Raw genomic sequence first — 22,466 nt, forward strand, 5'->3', positions numbered from 1 at the left:
TCTCATTAGACGATCGGTAGTGGAACGTGCTCGGCGCTTCAACAGGCAAGCATTAGTGCTGCGGCAGTCGAGTGGGCTTAGAACCACCCATGCCGAGCAAGCCACGTTCCAGTCCGCGTCGGAACAATCAGCATCGCCACGCCGATGACGCACCTGTCCCATCTATACCCTGAGTAAGTGGAGAAACTAGAACGCCTTCTGAGCGGACGACACATTGCTCTTCTGATTCTTGCCGTCGGTGCCGCCTCCGGAATCGTCGGCGCCTATCTGGCGCTGGCTCTCGCCACCGCAGATCTGGCGAACTGGGGCATCTGGGCGCGCGACTTCGCAAAGAGCCCTGGGCTAGCTGCGTTAGCGGCCGTCGCCGCCGCTTCCATCGCGTTCCGGGGTATCAGTAAACAGGTCAGCGTGTCACGCGCCGCGCTTGAGCATCAGCGGGAAGCTGCGAGAACAGCAGTGTGGTGGCAGACTTTTGAATGGGCGTCAAGCCGCGCATTGCCATCCAGCGAAAAGGACATTCCGCTTCCCGTCGCGGTCACCATCAGCACGCTGCATAGCTTGTCGCAGACCACGACCACCGACGTTCAGAAGGTCGCTTGCGCGGGTGTGATCGGCGCGTTGACGTCGCGTGTGGTAGCGATGCCCGGTGACAGCGCGCCATCGCTCGAGGAGCCGGAGTCGGATGCGTCGGCGGCGCTCGACGCATTAGCGTCTTACGTTGAAGCGAGTGACGGGACGCCCGCTGCCTCGCTAAAAGCGCAGGCTGTGGTCGAACAGGCCATGGAATACGAGCAGCAGGTCATGACCACGCTGGCCATGTTGAGCCCGGAGGTCAAAGCATTCCGCGAACCACAGGTCCGCGGTGCGCGGGCGGATGCTGTCGTTGAAATCGGCGATGCACGGGTCGCAGTGGCGATATCTTTTGCTCGCACCGTGCAGGTAGTTCGTGCTCGCAGTCTTAGCGCCGCCACCCAACGCCGGGAGGGCACATCTATTCCTCTCGTTCTCGTGTCGCGCTTTCCCTCACCCTTTACTCCTGAGGACGAAGCGCAGCTGCGTGTCGTCGTTGCTCAATGGAACAGCGCCGCTGACAATCGTGGGCTATTGGAGGCGCTCAAGCGAGCAAGCACACTTTGAAGGAAGACGATGAGCTGTTCAAGTTTCTCTTCTTAGGGGCCACCTCCCAACATGCGTGCGTGTGAACGGCGACCTAGCCTCGGCAGTCACGAAGCCCAAGGCAGGAAACCGTCGCCCCCGATAGCCTCACTGCGACGAGTCGGCCTTAAAGACTTCAACTTTTCTTCTACTGCACACCACGGTTGTCGATTGAAAAGCCGCGACGCCCGCCGGCGCGATCGACTAGGTGCTGCCAAGCTGCCAGACGACTGCATGGTGACGTCTGTCTCCCATACTGAGCCCGAGAGGGCAATCAGTGGGCCCCGCCCACTTGGTTCGTATCAGATTCGTTGGAGCTGACGGAGAGCGGTCCAGCGCCCTAACTGGACAGGCAGCAGTCGCCCCCGCATTCCGGCTCCCTTAGCCTGCGGGGCTGTTCTTCGAGCCCCCGACTATTCTCGAGTCCGGCGACGCCGCAGGGCGTGGCTCACTCCTATACAGGCTCTGACTCGGGTAAAGTGCAAGTTAGTTCGTCGCCTTGCGCCAGAGGCAACAATTTAGATAGCACGCAAAGTGATTCGCAGACGGCAGCCACGGAGAACATCTCTCGGTATGCCATCGCGATAGGACAAACTTTTCGGGCAGGCAGACGGCCCACTCCCCCAGCGCCGAAAGAAAAAGTCAAGTCCTCTACAGGCAGCTACAGCAAGCCCCTGCCAGGACCGACGAAATGGGTACGGTCGGCCCTCATCACGACGAGTGGTCCCTACGCCACGCGCTCACGTCGTCAGGGATTCCGCGTTGTTCGTCACGACACCAATCCTAGGGAACCGACGTTTCTTCTGGGAAGCCACAATTAAACAGGACAGTGAGCTGGGCATGTCCACGAACCGCGAGAACATGTCATGGAACGCCACCGTGATGGTGTCCGTCGGGCCGTTGCGGCGCTTGGCGACGATGAAGTCGGCCTCGCCCTGGCGGGGGTTGTCCCTCTCGTAGGCCGACTCGCGGTGCAGCAGGATGACCATGTCGGCGTCCTGCTCGAGCGAACCGGACGCTCGCAGGTCGCTGATCGCGGGCTTCTTGTCGGCACGCTGCTCAGGGCCACGGTTCAGCTGCCACAGCGCGATCACCGGCACCTACCCCTGCGCGTGCACGAGCACCGCCGTCAGCACCCGTGCCAGCTCGCGCGAGCCCCCCGACACCTCTCGACGACCACGCTCACCGCGCCTCCTGCACTCGCGAGTCTCGGCTAGCCGGGCCGATCCGCCGACCCACCCCGCGCCACCTCCCGAACCCCATTCGACCCACGTAACAACTGACGCCCAGGCGGTGTCAAGGGTCAAAAATTCGTCTCGCAGCACGGGCCGTGCGGTGCGCACACTGGGCCGAACGGGCGGCCGGGTGGGCAGATCCAGGGTCCGGCCGCCCGCTCACCCGTCCAGAGAACTGCGCACTCGCGCGAACCGAGGAGGTCGAGATGAACACCACCGATCCGCAGCGGGACACCCCCGCTCCCCCGACGAGGAGGGCCGCCTGATGGCCGGCCGCCTGGCCGGCGCCGGGGCCGGCGTCGGCGTCGCCGCCGTGGCGACCGCCGCAGCCGCCGTCGTCGGACGACGACACCGCCGCCGCCCCGACGAGGGCGCCGGCTCCCCCCAGGAGTCCCGTTCCCGGTGGCAGGCCGTCACGATCCTCGCCCAGCCGCAGGACGTGCTCGGTGCCGACGACACCCCGCCCTTCTTCGACGACCTCCGGGACACCGTCGAGGTGGAGGCGCGGCCCGCCCCCGCCGACAAGGGCACCGAACTGCGCGCCCGCCTCCGCGAACCCGCCTCGTCCGAGGACGACGCCGCCGAGGCGGCCAAGGAGATCCGCGTGGCGCTCCGACGGGCGAAGCAGGTCATCGAGGCCGGCGAGGTCCTGCGGGTCGACCCCACTCCCCACGGCGAGCGCAAGGCCACCCCCACCGGCGCCCTCGTCGACGAAGCAACCGACCGTGCCGACGAGGAGGGACTGCTGTGAGAGCCCTCACCTGGACCGGCGTCAACGAGACCTCGGTCGAGACCGTCGACGACCCGACGATCCTCAACGACCAGGACGTCATCGTCAAGGTCCACCTCAGCACGACGTGCGGGTCCGACCTGCACCTGCTCGGCGGCTACATCCCCACCATGCGGTCGGGCGACGTCCTCGGCCACGAGTTCATGGGCGAGATCGTCGAGGTAGGGTCGGCCGTTCGCGAGCGCAAGGTCGGCGAGCGCGTCGTGGTCTGCTCGTTCGTCGCCTGCGGCCGGTGCTGGTACTGCACCCACGAGCTGTACTCGTTGTGCGACAACGGCAACCCCAACCCCGCCCTCACCGAGACGCTCTGGGGCTCCCCCATCGGCGGATGCTTCGCCTACAGCCACGCCCTCGGCGGCTACGCCGGCAGCCACGCCGAGTACATCCGCGTGCCCTACGGCGACCACGGTGCCTTCCCCGTCCCCGACGGCGTCTCGGACGAAGCAGCACTGTTCGCCTCGGACGCCGCCCCCACCGGCTGGACCGGCGCCGACCTCGCCGGCATCACGCCCGGCGACACCGTCGCCGTCTGGGGTGCCGGCGGCGTCGGCCAGATGGCCGCCCGCGCCGCCATGCTGCTCGGGGCCGAACAGGTCGTCGTCATCGACCAGCTGCCCGAACGGCTCGACCAGGTGCGGCAGCACGTCGGCGCCGAGATCCTCGACTTCGCGCAGGACGACGTCCTCGCCGAACTCAAGGAGCGCACCGGCGGCCGAGGCCCCGACGTCTGCATCGAGGCCGTCGGCATGGAGGCCGACGGCACCGGCGCGCAACACCTCTACGACCAGGTCAAACAACAGCTGCGGCTGCAGACCGACCGGCCCACCGCACTGCGCGAGGCGATCTACGCCTGCCGCAAGGGCGGCAGCGTCTTCAGCCTCGGCGTCTTCGGCGGGCTCGTGGACAAGTTCCCGCTCGGAGCCGTCATGAACAAGGGCCTCACCCTGCGCGGGGCCCAGCAGCACGGCCACCGCTACATCCCGATGATCCTCGACCGCATCGCGGCCGGCGAGCTCCACACCGAGCACCTCGCCACCCACGTCCTCCCGCTCGAGCAGGGGCCCGAGGGCTACGAGATGTTCAAGAACAAGGATGACGGCTGCGTCCGCGCCGTCTTCCGCCCCGGCAGCTGACACCGTGCCCGCCACCCCCGAGGAGGCGCGACCCACCCACCCGAGGAGGCGCGCCTCCCCGGCACCCGACACCGCGCCTCCGTCGCCCCACCACCGAAGAAAGGGAAGAGATCATGAGAGCAGTCGTCTACGAAGGGCCGAGGAAGGTGTCGGTGAGCGACGTCCCCGACGCCCGCATCGAGCGGCCCACCGACGTCCTCGTCCGCATCACCAGCACCAACATCTGCGGGTCCGACCTGCACATGTACGAAGGCCGCACCGACTTCGAGACCGGCCGCTGGTTCGGCCACGAGAACCTGGGCCAGGTGATCGAGGTCGGCTCGGGCGTCGACAAGGTGAAGGTCGGCGACTGGGTCGTGTTGCCGTTCAACGTGGCCTGTGGCCACTGCAAGAACTGCGAACGCGGCCTGACCAACTACTGCCTCACCGCGCAGCCCGATCTCGCCTGGGCCGGCGCCGCCTTCGGGTTCGCCGACATGGGCCCGTGGCCCGGCGGGCAGGCCGAACTGCTGCGCGTGCCGTGGGGCGACTTCAACTGCCTGCGCCTCGGCGAGGACGCCGAAGAACGGCAGACCGACTACGTCATGCTCGCCGACATCTTCCCCACCGGGTACCACGCGACCGAGATGGCCCACGTGAAGCCGGGCGACCAGACCGTCGTCTACGGGGCGGGGCCGGTCGGCGCGATGGCCGCCTACTCGGCGATCCTCAAGGGGGCGAGCAAGGTGATGGTCGTCGACCGGCACCCCGACCGGCTCGCGGCGATCGAGGAGATCGGGGCGATCCCGATCGACGACTCGTCCGTCGACCCGGTCGAGGCCGTCCTCGACCTGACGATGGGGCTCGGGGCCGACAACGGCTGCGAGTGCGTCGGCTACCAGGCCCACGACCCCGACGGCGCGGAGCAGCCCAACCTGACCCTGAACCGTCTCGTGCAGTCGGTGCGGTTCACCGGTGACCTCGGCGTCGTCGGCGTCTACGTGCCGCAGGACCCGGGTGCGTCCGACGAGCTGGCGAAGCAGGGCGTCATCCCGTTCGACTACGGCCAGTTCTGGTTCCGTGGGCAGACCATGGGCACGGGTCAGTGCCCGGTCAAGAAGTACAACCGGGCCCTGCGCGACCTCATCGCCGGCGGCAAGGCGAAACCGTCGTGGATCGTCAGCCACGAGCTGCCCCTCGAGGAGGCCCCCCAGGCGTACGAGCACTTCGACGCCCGCGACGAGGGCTGGACGAAGGTCGTGCTGCACCCCGACGCCGTGCCGTCGGCCGGCTGATCCGACCGAACCCGACCCCGACCCCGGACCGGACCCGAACCGGCCCGAGAACCGAGGAGCACCGATGGACGACCGCATCCTGTCCCCCCGACGGACGGGCCTCTACGTCGCCGTCGGGGTCGCCGTCGGCGTGGGCGTGGGGCTGGCCGGTGCACCGACGCTGGGCCCCCTGGCGGCCTGGTGCACGGCCGGCCTCATCGCCCTGGTGCACGTCTGGCGGGCCTGCTGGCCACAGGACGCGGCCGGCACCGAGCGCCTGGCGAACGAGGAGTCCAGCTCGCGCCTCACCGACGACGCCCTCGTCGTGGCGTGCCTCGCGAGCGTCGGGGCCATGCTGCTGGCGCTCGTCCAGGCACGCGACGCCAGCGACCCCGTGTCGGTCGCCACCGTCGTGCTGGGCATCCTCGCCACGATGGTCGCCTGGGCCCTCGTGAACACGATGTACGCGCTGAAGTACGCCCGGATCTACTACGTCGACCACGACCGCGACGGCTTCGACGCCAAGCAGGAGGCGCCTCCCACCTACAGCGATTTCGCCTACCTGGCCTTCACCATCGGCATGGCGTACTCGGCCCCGGACGTCGAACCCGACGACACCCGCACCCGACGCACCGCACTCCCCCACGCCCTGCTGTCGTACTTCTTCGGCACCGTCCTGATCGCCACCACCCTGAACCTGGTGACGAACCTGGCGCAGAGCTGACCATGTGCGTGCCCGAGCCCGACGTCCGCGAGGCGGTTCGTTAGCTGGGCATGTCCACGAACCGCGAGAACATGCCGTGGAACGCCACGGTGATGGTGTCGGTCGGGCCATTGCGGTGCTTGGCGACGATGAAGTCGGCCTCGCCCTGGCGGGGGTTGTCTTTCTCGTAGGCGGACTCGCGGTGCAGCAGGATGACCATGTCGGCGTCCTGCTCGAGCGAACCGGACTCTCGCAGGTCGCTGATCGCGGGCTTCTTGTCGGCACGCTGCTCGGGACCACGGTTCAGCTGCGACAGCGCGATCACCGGCACCTGCAGCTCTTTCGCCATCAGCTTCAGGGCACGCGAGAACTCCGACACCTCTTGCTGGCGGCTCTCGACCCGCTTGCCCGACGTCATCAGCTGCAGGTAGTCGATCACCACGAGCTTGAGGTTGTGCTGCTGCTTCAGGCGACGGCACTTCGCCCGGATCTCGACCAACGTCATGTTGGGCGAGTCGTCGATGAAGAGCGGCGCGTCGTTGATCCGGCCGCGCACCTGCGCGATGTTCGTCCAGTCCCGCGCGTCGACCGTCCCTTTGCGCATGTTCTGCAGCGGCACGCTCGACTCGGCCGACATGAGACGCATCGCGATCTCGCTGCGCCCCATCTCGAGTGAGAAGAACACCGACGCCTGCCCGTGCTTGATCGACGCCGCCCGCGCCAGGTCGAGCGCCAACGTCGACTTACCCAGCGCCGGTCGCGCCGCCACGATGATCAGCTGACCCGGGTGGAACCCGTTCGTCAGCGCGTCGAGCTGCGCGAACCCCGTCGGCACGCCCGTCATCTGACCGTCGCGACCCTTGGCCGCCTCGATCTCGTCGATCGCGACCGTCACCGCCTCGTTCAGCGGCACGTAGTCCTCGGTCTGGACGCCACCGGCCACGTTGTAGACCTCGGCCTGCGCGTTGTTGACCAGGTCGACGACCTCGCCCTCGCTCGCGTACCCCATCTGCACGATGCGCGTGCCGGCCTCGACCAGACGGCGCAGCACCGCCTTCTCGGCGACGATCGACGCGTAGTACCCCGCGTTCGCCGCGGTGGGCACGACGCCGGTGAGGGTGTGGAGGTACTCCGCTCCCCCGGCACGCGACAGGTCGGCCGACTTCATCAGCTCGTCGCTGACCGTGATGACGTCGGTGGGCTCGCCGTGCGAGTACAGCCCCAGGATCGCGTCGTAGATGACCTCGTGCTTGGGCACGTAGAAGTCCATGCCGCGGACCGTCTCGATGACGTCGGCCACGGCGTCCTTGCTGAGCAGCATGCCGCCGAGCGCGCTCTGCTCGGCGAGCAGGTCGTGCGGCGGGACGCGGTCCATGTTGACGGGGCCACCACGGTCGCGATCGCGGGCGTTCGACGCATCGGGAGCGAGACCGAGATGGGCGATCGACATGGGTCCTCCAGCGAGAAATCGGGTGGGTGCGGGGCAGCACCGAAGACGCTTGGGGCAGTTCTACGACAGACCCCCGACATCCCCCTGCCGAACCGCCGTGACCCACCCCTGACGAGCGCGGGTACACCTTATGGACACCGAGTTCTCCACAGCAAATGCACCTGTGGATAACTCTGGGGAGAACAGGTGAGCAACGCCGGACAACCCTGGGGAGAACTGTGGATCACGCTGTGGACAACGAGATACTTCAGTTCGATTACCTGCCTCTGACCAGTGTTTTCTCGATTCCACAGTCGTGTGGAGAAAATTGTCTAAACCGGGGGTTGAGACATCCGATTTGACTTCTGCCTGTGCACAAGGGATTTGACTTTCGGCCCATTCGACCGATAGCGACGCAGCCTGCGTTCAGCTTCCCGTAACCCCCGAAGGGGGGCCTGCGAAGAGCCTGGTCAGGACGGTATCGGGGACCGGCACCGCGCCTCCTGGGCTCGATCACGGCCGGTGAGAGGGCGGCCGGGAGGTCGCACCACGCGCGGGTCGGCCCGCAAGCCGAAGAACCCCGTTTCCGAAGAAGAACCACCAGGGATCGGGGTTCGTCTTCGGAAACGGGGTTCGAGGGGAGCAGGTGCCTCAGAAGGGGACGCCGCAGCGCAGCACGACGTTGGCGTACGGGGTCGCCTCGCCCGTCCGGACGAGGAGGCGCGCCCCACCCGACAGCCGCTTGAGCTCGTCGTGCGAGACGTACGCCACGTCGTCGAAGCGGGACGTGATCCAGTCGCCGGCCACGCGGCCCCGGCTCTCGTCCGCGGCCGTGCAGGCCTCGAAGACCACGTCGGCGGTGAGGGCGTCCAGCACGTCGGCGAAGGCCGGCAGGCCGTGGACGACGGCGAGGTCGACCACGGGGACTCCGGCAGGCAGGGGGAGTCCGCAGTCGGCGACGACCACGAGGTCGCCGTGGCCGAGTCCGCTCACCGCGTGGTTCAACTGGGCGTTGAGCAGGCCTCCGCGCTTCACGAGGTCACTCCGTCCGCTGAGTCGGCCTCCGCCGACCCCTCCGTCGGGGCGGCAGCCGCCGCAGGCAGCTCGTCATCCAGCGTCGGGTACGACGCCTGCGTGCCGACGCCCGTCACCGAGAACGCCCCGACGCGCACGGCGTCCCGAGCGGCCTCGAGGAGCGACGCACCAGCGGCCAGTCCGGCGGCGAGGGCGCCGACGAAGGCGTCCCCGGCTCCGGAGGAGTCGACGGCAGCGACGCGAGGCGAGGCCACCAGCACGGTGCCCGAGGCGTCGGAGACGATCGCGCCGGCGGCACCGCGGGTCATGACGACCGAGGTGACTCCCTGGGCGCGCAGGGAGGCGACGACCGACTCGTCGTCGACCCGCACCTCCTCGTCCGACGCCGCGCCAGCATCCGGAGCCCCGGCTGAAGCGCCCCACGCGGCCAGCAGCAGCCGACCCTCGTGCTCGTTGACGACCAACGGATCCGCGGCCTTCACCACGTCCGCCGGCACGTCGATCACCGGGGCGAGGTTGAACACCACGCGCCCTCCGGCGTGCTGCACGGCGGCGGCGATGCCGTCCACGGGGATCTCTCCCTGGAGGACGACCACCGCGGCCTCGGCCAGCGCGCCCGCGTGCCCGCCGACGAACGACGCCGAGACGGCACCGTTCGCCCCGGGGACGACGACGATCGTGTTCTCGCTGTCGCCTCCGACGCTGACGATCGCCAGGCCAGTGGGCCCGGGGACGGTGTCGACGCCGCTGACGTCGACACCGCTCGAGCGGAGGTGGGGCAGGGCGTCGTCGGCCCGTCCGTCGTCGCCGACCGCACCGATCATCACGGTGCGGGCGCCGCACCGTGCGGCGGCGACGGCCTGGTTCGCGCCCTTGCCGCCGGGGGAGAGGGTCATCGACGAACCGATCAGCGTCTCGCCGGGCAGGGGCAGGCGGTCGACGGTCACGACCTGGTCGACGTTGATCGACCCGACCACGACGACCGTGCCGGCCGAACCGGCCGGAACCGGACCGTCCGCGCCGACCGCACCCGCGCCTCCTGCAGTGCCGACGACGCCTGCACCGCTCACATCAGGACCACTCATTCGGTGAAGTCACCCACGTTCTCCTTCGTGACGGTGATGACCTCGACGGCCTGGTCCGAGGGGCCCTCGTCGCCGCTGCCACCCTTGACGGCCTTGACGGCCTGGTCGACCGCGAGGGCGCCGAGCTCGGCGGGCTGCTGCGCGATCGTGCTCGAGAGCGTACCGGCCTCGATGGCCTTGAGGCCGTCCTCGGTGCCGTCGAACGCTGCCACCTGGACGTCGGTGCCGGCGCGCGAGCCGAGCGCCTGGATCGCTCCGAGGCCCATCTCGTCGTTCTCGGCGAAGACGCCCACGGCGTTCGGGTGCGCCTGCAGCAGGTTGGTGGTCACGTCGAGCGCGGTGGCGCGGTCGAAGTTCGCGGTCTGCTGCGCGACGACGGTGATGTCGGGGTAGGCCGAGATGCCCTTGGTGAAGCCCTCACCGCGGTCGCGGCTGGCCGAGGTGCCCGCGACGCCCTGCAGCACGATGACCTCGCCCTTCTCGCCGATCGCCTCGGCGAGGGCCTTGGCGGCCTGCTCGCCACCGGCGACGTTGTCGCTCGCCACGAACGAGGCGACGTCGGCACCGTTCACCGCGCGGTCGACGGCAACGATGGGCACGTCGGCCTCGTTGAGCGCTTTGGCGGCAGGGCCCGCGGCGTCGCTGTCGACGGCGTTCAGGATGACGGCGTCGGCGGTCGAGGCCGCGGTCGCCAGCTGGTTGGCCTGGGTGGCCGAGTCGTTCTGGGCGTCGACGATCTCGAGGTCGACGTTCTGCTTCTTCGCCTCGGCGGTGGCGCCGTCGCGCAGCTCGACGAAGAACGGGTTGTTCAGGGTGCTGAGCGACAGGACCACCGTGGGGCGGTCCGCCTCTCCGGCGGGGGTGCGGTTGCAGCCGGCGGTGCCGGTCGCGACCAGGGCGGCGATCGCCGTGACGGTGGCGGCCTTGCGGAACGAGGTCAACTTCATCGTGTGTCCTTCGGTTGGGGTGGGTTGGGTGGATGACTTCAGCTGCTGCGCGTCTTGCGCCGCAGCACGTCGACGCCCACGGCGAGGGCGATGACGAGGCCGATGACGACCTGCTGCCAGAACGACGTGACGTTCAGCAGGTTGAGGCCGTTGCGGATGACGACGAGCACGAGGGCGCCGATGATGGTGCCCGAGATGCGGCCGACGCCGCCGGCCAGGCTGGCGCCGCCGATGACGACCGCGGCGATGGCGTCGAGCTCGTAGCCCGAGGCCGCCTGCGGCTGGGCCGAGTCGAGGCGTCCGGCGAGCAGGAGGCCGGCGAGGGCCGCGAACAGCCCGGCCAGGCCGAAGACGGTGACGACGATGCGCTTGACCGGCAGGCCCGAGAGGCGAGCGGCCTCGGCGTTGCCGCCGACGGCGTACATCGAGCGGCCGATGACGGTGCGGTTGAGGATGAACGACGCGACGATCGCGGCCAACACGAGCACGATGATCGGCACGGGCACCGGGCCGATGTTGCCCCCGAGGAACGACACGGCCGGGGGAGTCGCGATCGGGCGACCGTCCGACACGACGAGGGTCAGGCCTCGCGCCACGCTGAGCATGGCGAGCGTCGCGATGAACGACGGCAGCTTGCCGTACGCGCTGGCGAACCCGTTGACCAGGCCGGCCACGAGGCCGGTGCCGAGCCCGAGGGCGAGCGCCAGGCCGCCGGGCAGCCCCGCCGTGGCGAAGAACCAGCCCGAGACCATCGCCGACAGCGCGGCGACCGAGCCGACCGAGAGGTCGATGCCGCCCGCGACGATGACGAAGGTCATGCCGAACGCCAGCACGGCGACGGTCGACACCTGGATGCCGATGTTCAGCAGGTTGCGCCCGGTCAGGAAGTCCGGCGTCGCGATGAAGAGGGCCAGGCACAGCACGACGAGCCCGACGAGGGCTCCGTTGGCGGCCAGGAAGGTCTTGATGTCGAAGGAGCGTCGCTGCGCCTTCACGGTGGTGGTGGTCATGGGTGTCGTCCTCGGGTCCGTGCTTCTCGGGTCAGTTCGTCGGGGGGACGTCGCGTGCCGCGAGCGTCATCAGGGTGTCCTGGGTGGCGTCGGCCGCGGCGACCTCGCCGGCGACGACTCCGTCGCGCATCACGAGGATGCGATCGCTCATGCCCATCACCTCGGGCAGTTCGCTGCTGACCATCACGACCGCGCCTCCTGCGTCGGTGATGCGGTTCACCAGCTCGTAGATCTCGACCTTCGCGCCGACGTCGACGCCGCGGGTCGGCTCGTCGAGCAGCAGCACCGTCGAGCCGGCGATGATCCAGCGGCCGAACACGGCCTTCTGCTGGTTGCCGCCCGACAGCGAGCCGATCTCCTGGTCGATGTCGCGCATGCGGATCCGCAGGGTCGAGGCGACCTCGTCGGCCTTCGCACGCTGACCGGCGAAGTCGACCAGGCCGCCCTTCGCGCTGCTGGCGAGCGTCGCGTAGCCGAGGTTGTCGTTGACGGAGGCGCCCAGCACGAGCCCCTGCGCCTTCCTGTCCTCGGGAACGTGGCCGACGCCCGCGGCGATGGCCCCGGCGACGTCGCCCTTCTTCAATCGCTTGCCGCGCACGGTCACGCTGCCCGAGTCGTACTTGTCGACCCCGGCGATCGCGCGGACGACCTCGGTGCGACCGGCGCCGACGAGCCCGGCGATGCCGAGCACCTCGCCTGCCCGCACGTCGAACGAGACGTCGCGGAAGACCGACCCGGTCAGTCCCCGCACCTCGAGCACGACGGGGGAGTCGCCCTCGCTGCCCGGCGTGCGCGGGTACTGGTGCTCGATGTCGCGGCCGACCATCAGGCGGACGAGTTCGTCCTCGCCGGTCGACGCGGGCACCTCGGCGACGAACGCACCGTCGCGCAGCACGGCCACGGTGTCGCCGATCTCGGCGATCTCGTCCAGGTGGTGGCTGATGAACAGCATGCCGACGCCGCGGGCGCGCAGCTGCTCGACGACGCGGAAGAGGATCTCGGTCTCGTGCCGGGTCAGCGCCGCGGTCGGCTCGTCGAGGATCAGGATGCGCGCGTCGATGCTCAGCGCCTTCGCGATCTCGACCAGCTGTTGACGGGCGATGCCGAGCTCGCCGACCCCCTGGTCGACGTCGACGTCGAGCCCGATCAGGTCGAGGGCCGCACGGGCCCGCTTCTTGAGCTCCTTGCGGTCGACCAGGCCGAACCGCGTCGGGAACCGTCCCATCATCACGTTCTCGGCGACGCTGAGCGACGCGACGAGGTTGAGCTCTTGGTGGATCGTCGCGATGCCGAGCTTCTCGGCGGCGTGCGTGTTCGGCAGATGGACGGCCTCGCCGTCGACCAGCACGCGGCCGGCGTCGGGCTGGTACACGCCCGACATCATCTTGATCAGGGTGGACTTGCCGGCGCCGTTCTCGCCCAGCAGCACCTGCACGCGGCCGGGCCGGACGTGCACGGTGACGTCGTCGATGACCCGCACGGGGCCGAACGACTTGCTGACGTTCTCGAGCGTGAGCAGGGGGCGATCGTCGTCGATCGAATGGGGCATGGGTCAGTTCCTGCCGAGGTATCGGGGTGGGGTGGGGTCGGTCGGTTCCGTGGGGTCGGTCGGGTCCGTCGGGGACGAGGAGGCGCGGGTCGTCGACTCGCGGACGATCAGTTCGCTGGGCAGCACGACCGAGTCGGGCGTGCGCCCGTCGATGACCTCGTGCAGCAGCTGGACGGCGATGCGGCCCATTTCCTCGACGCTGTGCGCGATGACGGTGAGGGCCGGGTCGAGCAGCGAGAACCACTCGATGTCGTCGAACGCGACGACCGAGACGTCGGTGCCCATGCGCATGCCGAGCCGGTTGAGCATGGCGATGGCGCCGACGGCCATGAGGCTGTCGGCCGCGAGCAGGGCGGTCGGCGGCTCGTCGAGCTCGAACAGGGCGTGCACGGCGGCCGAGCCACTGGCGGACTGGAAGTCGCCGACGTAGACCAGGTCGGGGTCGGTGCTGAGGCCGAGTTCGGCGGCGGCCGCGGTCCAGGCCTCGAGTCGCTCGCGCCCGGTGGACACGCTCTGCGGGCCCGCGACGTACCCGACGCGCTCGTGACCGAGGTCGACGAGGTGCTGCACGGCGGCCCGGATGCCGGGGACGCTGTCGGTCGTCACGCTCGGCACGTCGACGCCGGGGATCGTCCGGTCGACGAACACCGTCGGCACCTCACGGGCGAGCAGCGAGTCGATGCTGGCGGAGTCGGTGCCCTGCGGGGCGACGATGACGCCGTCGACGCGACGCGAGATGAGGGTGTCGAGGTAGCGGTCCTGCTGCTCGCGGTTCTCGTTGGCGTTGCCGAGGAGGGTGACGTAGCCGAGCTCGAGCAGCGACTGCTCGATGGTGTGGGCGAGGTCGGCGAAGAACGGGTTGCGGACGTCGGAGACGAGCAGGCCGACCGTGTCGGAGCGGGTCGAGCGCAGCGCACGGGCCTGGGCGTTCGGCCGGAAGTCGAGCTCGCGCACGGCCCGTTCGACCTGGGCCCGGGACTCGGCGGAGGTGGCCGGGTTGCCCGACAGCACGCGCGAGGCCGTCGCCGCCGAGACGCCGGCGCGCTGCGCCACGTCCCTGATCGTCACGGTGTTCATCGGGCTCTACCTCGTCGTAGTCGTGCGGGTCGCAGGGTGTCCACCCAGCGTGGAATCGATTCCATGGAACCGATTCCACGACAGTAGACGAGCCGCCCCCTTCTGTCAACGCGAGCCTCCGCCGCCTCGTGATGCCTGCCGCTGCACCCGGTTTCGAACCGAACACCCGGTTGCGACCGGGTGCATCCTTCGGGACCGGGTGCATCGCGACGCAGGACGCCCCCGAGGAGGCGCGGTGCCCGCCCCAGCCGCCCCGCTCCTCCTCGTCCCCTCGCGTCCCAGTCGCCCCGCGCCTCCTCGTCCCCTCGCCCCAGTCCCCCCGCGCCTCCTCGTCCCCTCGCGTCCCAGTCGCCCCGCGCCTCCTCGCCCCCCGCTCGTCCGGCCCGGCCCACCCCTTCCCGGCGAGCCCATGAACCCCGTTCACGAAGATGAACCACGGTGCACCGGGGTTCATCGTCGGAAACGGGGTTCATCGCGCCCCCGGCCGAAGCCCGCACCCCCGGGCACGCAGAAGAGCGGCGGCCCCCGAGGGGGACCGCCGCTCTCGCGTACAGCAGGCGCCGCAGCGCCGGGGTGCTACTTGGCCGAGACGACCGTCAGCGTGATCGTCGCGATGACGTCCTCGCGCAGGCGGAGGGTGGCTTCGTGCTCACCCGTCACCTTGATGGTCGTGGGGATCTCGACCTTGCGCTTGTCGATCGTCGCGACGCCCTGGGCGGTGACCGCGTCGGCGACGTCGGCCGGGCGGACCGAGCCGAACAGACGGCCGTCGGCACCGGTCTTCACCGTGAGACGGATCTTCTGGGCCTCGAGGCGCTGCTTGAGGTCGTGGGCCTCTTCGATCGTCTTGAGCTCGCGGGTCTCGCGGGCCGTACGGATCTGAGCGACCTGCTTCTCGCCACCGCGGCTCCACGCCACGGCGAAGCCCTGGGGCACCAGATAGTTGCGGGCGTAGCCGTTCTTGACGTCGACGACGTCACCGGCGGAACCGAGGCCGGAGACCTCGTGGGTCAGGATTACCTTCGACATGGTGGTCCTTCCGATCAGCGGCCGGAGCCGGCGTAGGGGAGGAGCGCCATCTCACGGGCGTTCTTCACGGCACGGGCGATGAGGCGCTGCTCCTGGACGGAGACGCCGGTGATGCGACGGGCACGGATCTTTCCACGCTCCGAGATGAACTTGCGCAGGGTCGCGACGTCTTTGTAGTCGATGACACCGACGCGGATCGACTTCGCGGGTGCGGCGTTCTTGCCGCCCTTACCGCGGAGGGGCTTGCGGCGGTCGCCGCTGCTCTTTCCAGCCATTGGTTTCTACTTTCGATGAATGAAGAAGTACTAAAAGGGGAACGGCGAGGCCTAGAAGGGCGTCTCGTCGTTGTAGGTGCCGTTGCCACCGGGGGTGTTCCACACGTCGCCGCCAGAGGTGTTGCCACCCTGCTGGCCGCCGGCGGGCTGACCCCACGGCTCTTGCGCCTGACCGCCGCCGACCTGAGCCGGCTGGCCACCACGGTTGCCACCGCCGTTGCCGCCCCCGAAGGAGCCGCCACCGGCAGCGCCGTCGCGGGAGGACGCGGCGCGCGTCACCTGAGCGGTCGCGTAACGCAGCGAGGGGCCGATCTCGTCGATCTCGAGCTCCATGCTGGTGCGCTTCTCGCCCTCTTTGGTCTCGTACGAGCGCTGCTTGAGTCGGCCCTGAGCGATGACCCGGCTGCCCTTGGTGAGGCTGCTGGCCACGTGCTCGCCGAACTCGCGCCACACGCTGGCACGGAGGAAGAGCGCCTCGCCGTCCTTCCACTCGTTCGACGCGCGGTCGAACGTGCGGGGGGTCGACGCGATGGTGAAGTTCGCGACCGCGAGCCCGTTCTGCGTGTACCGCAGCTCGGGGTCACTGGTGAGGTTCCCCACCACTGTGATGACGGTCTCGCCAGCCATCGGACTACTCGGCAGCCTTCTCGGCGGCGGGAGCAGCCGGGGCGGCAGCGGCGTTGGCGGCCTTGCGGGCGGCCTTCTCGTCGCTGACCTTCTTGGCGGCGGCGACCATGGCGATCGCCTCTTCGGCACGCAGGACCTTGGTGCGCAGCACGGCCTCGGAGAGACCCAGCTGGCGGTCGAGCTCGACCGTGGCGGCCGAGTTCGAGGTCAGGTTGACGACGGCGTAGATGCCCTCGGTCTTCTTGTTGATCTCGTAGGCCAGGCGACGACGTCCCCAGATGTCCACGTTGTCGATCGTTCCGCCATCGTTGCGGATGACGTTGAGGAACTTGTCCAAGCTCGGGGCGACGGTGCGCTCATCGATCTCGGGGTCCAGGATGACCATCAGTTCGTACTGGTGCATGACTAACCCACCTCCTTCGGACTTAACGGTCACAGACGGTCTGTGACAGGAGGGTGTTCATGACGTGGCGCCGCCGTGAGGCGGACGCAACCTTCCCAGCGTAGCCGAGCGCGCCTCCCGAATCAATGCCAGGGCGGCGGTCGCCGGCCCCCGAGAGCCGAGGAGGCGCGGGTCGACACTCGTATGGCTGGTTACGCCCCGGCGCTCTCGCGTGCGTTCCACCAGGCCAGCAGGCGCTCGGTGGCGACCTCGGCCCCCAGCGGCCCCTCTTCGGTCCGCAGCTCGAGGAGGAAGCGGTAGGCCTCGCCGACCTCGCGGCTCGGGCCGATGCCGAGCACGCGTTGGATGTCGTCGCCGTCGAGGTCGGGCCGCAGCGAGTCGATCTCTTCACGCTCCCGCAGCTCGGCGATCCGCGCCTCGAGGTCGTCGTAGGCGAAGCCGAGCCGGTCGGCCTTGCGGCGGTTGCGCGTGGTCACGTCGGCGCGGGTGAGCATGTGCAACCGCTCGAGCTGGTCACCGGCGTCGCGGACGTACCGGCGCACGGCCGAGTCGGTCCAGGCACCCTCGGTGTAGCCGAAGAAGCGGAGGTGCAGCTCGATCAGCCGGGACACGGCACCGATGGTGTCGTTGTCGAAGCGCAGCGTCTTCAACCGCTTCTTGGCGAGCTTGGCACCGACGACGTCGTGGTGGTGGAAGGTGACGACGCCGCCCGGCTCGAGGCGCCGCGTGGCGGGCTTGCCGCAGTCGTGCAGCAGGGCCGCCAGGCGCAGGGTGAGGTCGGGCGCCTCGCCCGGGTGCCGCTCGCGCTCGTAGCCGATGGCCTGGTCGAGCACGGTGAGGCTGTGCTCGTACACGTCCTTGTGGTGGTGGTGCTCGTCGACCTCGAGGCGCATGGCCGCGAGCTCGGGCACGACGTGGTCGGCGAGCCCGGTGTCGACCAACAGCCGGACACCGTCTCGGGGGGTTTCGGTCTTGAGCAGCTTCGACAGCTCGTCGGCGACCCGCTCGACCGAGACGATCGAGAGGGTCTCGGCCCGGGCGGTCATCGCCTCGCGCACCTCGTCGGACACCGTGAAGCCGAGCTGCGCCGTGAACCGGGCGGCCCGCATCATGCGCAGGGGGTCGTCGCGGAACGAGTCGACCGCGGTGCCCGGGGTGGCGAGCCGCGCCTCCAGCAGGTCGTCGACACCGCCGGACGGGTCGACGAGCACGCGCTGGGGCAGACGCAGCGCCATCGAGTTGACCGTGAAGTCTCGACGGACCAGGTCGCCCTCGAGGGTGTCGCCGAACTCGACGACGGGCTTGCGGGTCTCGCCGTCGTAGACGTCGCTGCGGTACGTGGTGATCTCGACGGTCTCGCCGTCGACGCGGGCGGCGATCGTGCCGAACGCGCGGCCGACGTCCCAGTGCGCCTCGGCCAGGGGGACGACGATCGCCAGGATCTCGTCGGGGTCGGCGTCGGTCGTGAAGTCGAGGTCGTTGACCGGGCGGCCGATGAAGGCGTCGCGCACCGGACCGCCGACGAGGGCGAGCTCGTGACCGGCCGCGGCGAACGCGGCGGCGAGCTTCTCGATGCGAGGGGTGGCGGCCAGATCGTCCAGTCGCTGCAGGGCCCGTGCGACGCTGTCCATGACGAAACAGCTTGCCACAGCCGAGGAGGCGCGGGCTGAGTCCCCGACGGCACCTCGCGACCCCGTCGTCCCCCTCGCAGGCGCTTCGCCGCTGCTTCTTGGTCGGCGTTGCCTAGACTCGGCATGCTCGAACGGCCCCTGTCGCCGTCGACACCTGACGCCTATGAGACTCTTCTTCGCCGTGATCGCCGCCCTGTTGGCGGTGTTCGTCGTGTCGGCGGGACTGCCGGCCACGGCGGCACGAGCAGCGTCCGCCCCTGCCGGCGACGGCGTCACGATGACCGTCGAGCCGGCCTCCGACGGCGTGCTGCGACCCGACGACGACCTCACCCTAGGGGTCACCGTGACGAACGACGGCGACAGCGACCTCGCGGCGACGAAGGCCCGGATCTACCTCGACCGCGAACCGTTCACCACGCGGTCCAAGCTCGCCTCCTGGCTCGATCCCGACGACGTCTCGGGTGACGACTACCTGGGGCGCCAGCTCGTCCAGGTCGACGTGCCGGCGGTCACCGCCGGGTCGTCCGTGGCGCTCGACACCGTCGTGGTTCCCGCCGACCGCCTCTCCCTGACCGGCCGCGCCTTCGGGGCACGCGCGCTCGGGGCCCGCGTGCTCGACGCCTCGGGCAGCCAGGTGGCGCAGACCCGCAGCAGCGTGGTCTGGTACCCCGCCGACAGCTTCCAGCCCACCCGCGTCGCGGTCGCCGTGCCGATCACGACGCCCGAGAGCGAGACCGGCGTCCTCGACGCCTCCGCCCTCGCCGCCTACACCTCCGACGGCGGCGTGCTGCGACGCGAGCTCGACGCCGTGTCGGGCACGGGCGCGACCCTCGGCGTCGACCCGATGATCGTCGCGTCGATCCGCCTGCTCGGCACCGAGGCCCCGCAGTCCGCCGTCGACTGGCTCGCCGAACTGCAGGCCCTGCCGAACGACATGTTCCCCCTGGCCTACGCCGACGCCGACGTCGCGGGGCTGCGTCAGGCCGGCGCCACGTCCGTCCCGGCCGTGACCTCGCTCGACACCCTGGTCGACCCCGCCCGGTTCGAGGGCATGCCGGCCGCGACCGACACGCCCACCGAGGCCCCGAGCCAGGGCACGGACGACGGCTCGGGCACGGGCGTCGCCGGGTCCGACCCCTCGGCCCTGCCGAACGACGGGTCCACCGCCGAGCCGACCGCCGAGCCCACGCCCGGCGACGGCGTGGTGCTGCCGACCACCGCTCAACTGCTCGACTTCCCGTGGACCCAGCGCGACGTCGTCTGGCCGCGGGAGTCGTCCGTCGTGTCCGCCGACCTCACGACGTTCGCCGCCGGGCCGTACACGTCGACCATCGTCTCGAGCGGCAACGTGGACGTCGACGGCGACTCGACCGAGAACGCCGCGGTCACGGTCGGTGGCGTCCCGGCCGTCGTCTCGGACGACCCCTTGTCGACGCTGGTCACCCAGGCGGCCGAGGCGACCTCCCTCGCCGAGTGGCAGTCCACGATGGCCCGGCTGTCCGCCACCGTCGCCACCGTCGCCTACGAGCGACCGAGCGACGCCCGTACCCTCCTGACGACGCTCGAGCGGGAGTGGCCGGCGACCGGCCAGTTCCTCACCCGCACCCTCCAGGCCGTCGACGGCCTGCCCTGGGTCAGCGGCGCGACCCTGACCGACGCGTTGGCGAGCAACCCTTCGACGGCGACCGTCGTCGACAGCCCCGAGAGCGACGCCCGACTCGACCAGTTGAGCGAACTCGTCTCGGCCGACCAGAAGGTCGTCGACTTCTCGACGGCCCTCGCCGAACCGCAGTTCGTCACCGAGACGGCCCGGCTTCGGACGATGGCCCTGGCGTCGCACGCCTGGCGCGACAACGTCGACGGGTTCCCCGCCGAGGTCGCCTCGGCCGTGGCCGACGCGACGGCGACGTCGGGTCTCGTGGCGGTGGTCCAGGGCTCGCCGATCGCCATCCTCGGGGACCGCTCGGCCCTGCCCCTCTACCTCGAGAACCGGACCGACTCCGTCGCGACGGTCATGCTGAACCTGACGCCGTCGAACTCCATCCTCTCGATCGAGCGCAGCCCCATCGAGGTGACGATCCAACCGCAGTCCCAGACCCGGGTCAGCGTTCCCGTGCAGTCCGTCGCCAACGGCACGGTGTCCGTGCAGCTGCAGCTGGTCAGCCTCTCGGGCGTGGCGATCGCGACCCCGGTCGACGTCCCGCTCTCGGTCCAGGCCGGGTGGGAGACCGCCATCACCTGGATCTTCGGCGTCGCCTTCGCCGCACTCTTCCTCGGCGGCCTGTACCGCACCTTCCGCAAGCGCCGCAGGGCGCGCGACGAGGCCCGGTCCTCCGGCGACGGCCCGTCACCCGATGCGGCCGTCTCGCCGCCCGTCCAGGAGTCCATGTGAGCAACCAGGGCGGTCTCGGTCGCGCCAGCATCCTCCTCGCGTCCGGGACGATGGTCTCGCGCGTCCTCGGCTTCGTGAAGGCGGCCGTGCTGGCCGCGGCGATCGGGCAGTCGGCGAGCCGGGCGGCGGACTCGTTCGCCCTCGCGAACCAGCTCCCGAACAACATCTACGCGCTGATCGCGGGCGGCCTCCTCAGCGCCGTCCTCGTGCCCCAGATCGTGCGGGCGGCGACGTCCGACGACGGGGGCCAGCGGTTCATCAACAAGATCGTGACGCTCGGCACGATCGTCTTCGCGGCCGTCGGCCTGGCCGGCACGCTGCTCGCCCCCGTGCTCGTCCGCCTGTACGCGCAGCAGAGCTCGGACGGCGGGGCGGGGTTCACCTCGGACCAACTCGCCCTCGCGACGGCCTTCGCGTACTGGTGCCTGCCGCAGATCTTCTTCTACGCCATGTACTCGTTGCTGAGCGAGGTGCTCAACGCCCGGCAGGTGTTCGGGCCCTTCACCTGGGCTCCCGTGCTCAACAACGTCGTGGCCATCGCCGGCCTGGTCGTCTTCATCGTGATGTTCGGCGGCGCCGTCGAGAACTCCGCGGTCGACGTCTGGACCGGCGACCGGATCTTCCTCATCGCGGCCACGGCCACCCTCGGCGTCCTGGCCCAGGCGGCGTTCCTGCTGCTCTTCTGGCGCCGCGCGGGTCTGACCTTCCGCCCCGACTTCCGCTGGCGAGGCGTCGGCCTCGGAGCCACCGGCAAGGCCGCCGGCTGGCTGTTCGGCATGGTCCTCGTCACCCAGCTCGCCGGGCTGGTGCAGAGCCGCGTCGCCACCCTGGGCAGCGAGGTGGGGGCGTCGAACGCGGTCCTCGCGAACGCCTGGCTGCTCTTCATGCTGCCGCACGGCATCATCGCCGTGTCGATCGGCACCGCCTACTTCACGCGCATGAGCGGCCACGCCTCGCGTGGCGACCTGCGGGCCGTCCGCACCGACATGTCGCAGTCCCTCCGCGCCATCGGCATGTTCATGGTGTTCGCCGCCGTCGCCATGTGCGTCGTGGCCTACCCGTTCGCGCGGTTCTTCGAGGTCGACTTCGCCGGGTCGACCCGCACCGCCGAGGTCATCCTCGGCTACATGCCCGGCCTCGTCCTGTTCAGCGTCCTGTTCATCGTGCAGCGGGTGTTCTACTCGATGCACGACCAGCGCACGCCGTTCTTCCTGCAGCTCGTCCAGTCGGGCATCTTCGTCGCGGGCGTCGCGATCTCGGCCGCCGTGGTGCCCCCCGAGCGCATCGCGATGGCGATCGCCATCACCACCTCGATCGCGGGCTCGAGCCAGGCCGTGGTCGCGCTCGTCGTCGTCAAGAAGCGGCTGGGCGGCATCGACGGCCGCTGGGTGCTGCGCCGCTACGTCCAGTTCTTCGTCTTCTCGCTCGTCGCCGGTGCCGTGGGCCTCGTCGTCGTGACCGTCCTGGGTGGTTTCGCCGCCGACGGGTTCGCGCAGTCCGGTCGCGTGCCGGGCGTGCTGACGGTCGTCGTGGCCGGGGCCGTCATGGGGCTGGTCTACGGCGCCCTGCTCTGGTTCGCCCGCATCCCCGAGCTGCGGGTGCTGACCACGCCGGTGACCGCACGTCTCGCACCCGCCGTCTCGCGCCTCCTGCGTCGCTGACCCGTCACGGCGGCCGCCGCAGCCGTCACGGCGGCGGCCGCGGCCCC

Annotated in this window: 19 protein-coding genes and 1 pseudogene; 7 read left to right on the top strand and 13 right to left on the bottom strand. The window is 69.9% G+C overall.

Annotation, left to right across the window (positions count from 1 at the left end; translation table 11 throughout):
• Positions 1-177 precede the first annotated feature (177 nt).
• A complete protein-coding gene (locus tag ACVJ1F_RS06860; RefSeq protein WP_456885437.1) occupies positions 178-1,137 on the top strand; it encodes a hypothetical protein in 960 nt (319 codons plus the stop codon).
• 857 nt (positions 1,138-1,994) lie between these two features.
• On the opposite strand, the pseudogene ACVJ1F_RS06865 reads toward ACVJ1F_RS06860, so the two are convergent.
• Positions 1,995-2,255: pseudogene (locus tag ACVJ1F_RS06865) on the bottom strand (DnaB-like helicase C-terminal domain-containing protein); the annotation flags it as partial.
• A 400-nt stretch (positions 2,256-2,655) separates the two neighbouring features.
• Here ACVJ1F_RS06865 and ACVJ1F_RS06870 point away from each other — a divergent pair.
• The 4 genes from ACVJ1F_RS06870 (at position 2,656) to ACVJ1F_RS06885 (ending at position 6,290) form a co-directional block, all read left to right on the top strand.
• Positions 2,656-3,141, top strand: coding sequence for a hypothetical protein (locus ACVJ1F_RS06870; RefSeq protein ID WP_192118343.1), 486 nt, complete (start codon positions 2,656-2,658; stop codon positions 3,139-3,141).
• Complete coding sequence (locus ACVJ1F_RS06875; protein ID WP_456885438.1) at positions 3,138-4,313, top strand: zinc-dependent alcohol dehydrogenase; 1,176 nt, start codon at positions 3,138-3,140, stop codon at positions 4,311-4,313. Before ACVJ1F_RS06870 ends, ACVJ1F_RS06875 begins: the two co-directional genes overlap by 4 nt.
• 152 nt (positions 4,314-4,465) lie before the next feature.
• A complete protein-coding gene (locus ACVJ1F_RS06880; protein ID WP_456885439.1) occupies positions 4,466-5,587 on the top strand; it encodes a glutathione-independent formaldehyde dehydrogenase in 1,122 nt (373 codons plus the stop codon).
• A gap of 64 nt (positions 5,588-5,651) precedes the next feature.
• Positions 5,652-6,290 carry a DUF1345 domain-containing protein gene (locus ACVJ1F_RS06885; protein ID WP_456885440.1) on the top strand — a complete coding sequence of 213 codons (639 nt, stop codon included), beginning with the start codon at positions 5,652-5,654 and terminating at the stop codon, positions 6,288-6,290.
• A gap of 40 nt (positions 6,291-6,330) precedes the next feature.
• Here ACVJ1F_RS06885 and dnaB read toward each other — a convergent pair whose 3' ends face one another.
• From dnaB to ACVJ1F_RS06945, 12 genes are all read right to left on the bottom strand, one after another.
• Entirely contained in the window at positions 6,331-7,719 is a 1,389-nt protein-coding gene (gene dnaB, locus ACVJ1F_RS06890; protein ID WP_043595340.1) for a replicative DNA helicase, read from the bottom strand.
• Positions 7,720-8,349: 630 nt separating this feature from the next.
• Complete coding sequence (rbsD, locus tag ACVJ1F_RS06895; RefSeq protein WP_456885441.1) at positions 8,350-8,733, bottom strand: D-ribose pyranase; 384 nt, start codon at positions 8,731-8,733, stop codon at positions 8,350-8,352.
• Positions 8,730-9,803 (bottom strand): ribokinase, encoded by a 1,074-nt coding sequence (locus tag ACVJ1F_RS06900; RefSeq protein ID WP_456885442.1) that lies wholly within the window; start codon positions 9,801-9,803, stop codon positions 8,730-8,732. Before ACVJ1F_RS06900 ends, rbsD begins: the two co-directional genes overlap by 4 nt.
• A gap of 11 nt (positions 9,804-9,814) precedes the next feature.
• Positions 9,815-10,765, bottom strand: a complete 951-nt coding sequence (locus ACVJ1F_RS06905; protein ID WP_456885443.1) for a substrate-binding domain-containing protein — start codon at positions 10,763-10,765, stop codon at positions 9,815-9,817.
• Between the two features lie 38 nt (positions 10,766-10,803).
• Positions 10,804-11,775 (bottom strand): ABC transporter permease, encoded by a 972-nt coding sequence (locus tag ACVJ1F_RS06910; protein ID WP_043595333.1) that lies wholly within the window; start codon positions 11,773-11,775, stop codon positions 10,804-10,806.
• Positions 11,776-11,806: 31 nt separating this feature from the next.
• Complete coding sequence (locus tag ACVJ1F_RS06915; protein WP_456885444.1) at positions 11,807-13,324, bottom strand: sugar ABC transporter ATP-binding protein; 1,518 nt, start codon at positions 13,322-13,324, stop codon at positions 11,807-11,809.
• A 3-nt stretch (positions 13,325-13,327) separates the two neighbouring features.
• The gene (locus ACVJ1F_RS06920) at positions 13,328-14,401 is read right to left on the bottom strand and encodes a LacI family DNA-binding transcriptional regulator (RefSeq protein WP_456885445.1); all 1,074 of its coding nucleotides are present in this window, start codon (positions 14,399-14,401) and stop codon (positions 13,328-13,330) included.
• 576 nt (positions 14,402-14,977) lie between these two features.
• Positions 14,978-15,430: a 50S ribosomal protein L9 gene (rplI, locus tag ACVJ1F_RS06925; RefSeq protein ID WP_043595329.1), complete on the bottom strand. Its 453-nt coding sequence runs from the start codon at positions 15,428-15,430 to the stop codon at positions 14,978-14,980.
• A 14-nt stretch (positions 15,431-15,444) separates the two neighbouring features.
• Positions 15,445-15,705, bottom strand: coding sequence for a 30S ribosomal protein S18 (gene rpsR / locus ACVJ1F_RS06930; protein WP_043595327.1), 261 nt, complete (start codon positions 15,703-15,705; stop codon positions 15,445-15,447).
• Positions 15,706-15,756: 51 nt separating this feature from the next.
• Positions 15,757-16,332 carry a single-stranded DNA-binding protein gene (locus ACVJ1F_RS06935; RefSeq protein ID WP_043595325.1) on the bottom strand — a complete coding sequence of 192 codons (576 nt, stop codon included), beginning with the start codon at positions 16,330-16,332 and terminating at the stop codon, positions 15,757-15,759.
• Between the two features lie 4 nt (positions 16,333-16,336).
• Entirely contained in the window at positions 16,337-16,735 is a 399-nt protein-coding gene (gene rpsF / locus ACVJ1F_RS06940) for a 30S ribosomal protein S6 (protein ID WP_054145729.1), read from the bottom strand.
• A 191-nt stretch (positions 16,736-16,926) separates the two neighbouring features.
• Positions 16,927-18,366: a CCA tRNA nucleotidyltransferase gene (locus ACVJ1F_RS06945; protein WP_267659107.1), complete on the bottom strand. Its 1,440-nt coding sequence runs from the start codon at positions 18,364-18,366 to the stop codon at positions 16,927-16,929.
• Positions 18,367-18,529: 163 nt separating this feature from the next.
• Between ACVJ1F_RS06945 and ACVJ1F_RS06950 the strand changes: the two genes are divergently transcribed.
• Together ACVJ1F_RS06950 and murJ are read left to right on the top strand one after the other, a co-directional pair.
• The gene (locus tag ACVJ1F_RS06950; protein ID WP_456885446.1) at positions 18,530-20,758 is read left to right on the top strand and encodes a DUF6049 family protein; all 2,229 of its coding nucleotides are present in this window, start codon (positions 18,530-18,532) and stop codon (positions 20,756-20,758) included.
• Positions 20,755-22,419 (top strand): murein biosynthesis integral membrane protein MurJ, encoded by a 1,665-nt coding sequence (gene murJ / locus ACVJ1F_RS06955; RefSeq protein WP_456885447.1) that lies wholly within the window; start codon positions 20,755-20,757, stop codon positions 22,417-22,419. Before ACVJ1F_RS06950 ends, murJ begins: the two co-directional genes overlap by 4 nt.
• Positions 22,420-22,466 lie beyond the last annotated feature (47 nt).

The organism is Frigoribacterium sp. 2355 (assembly GCF_054060695.1).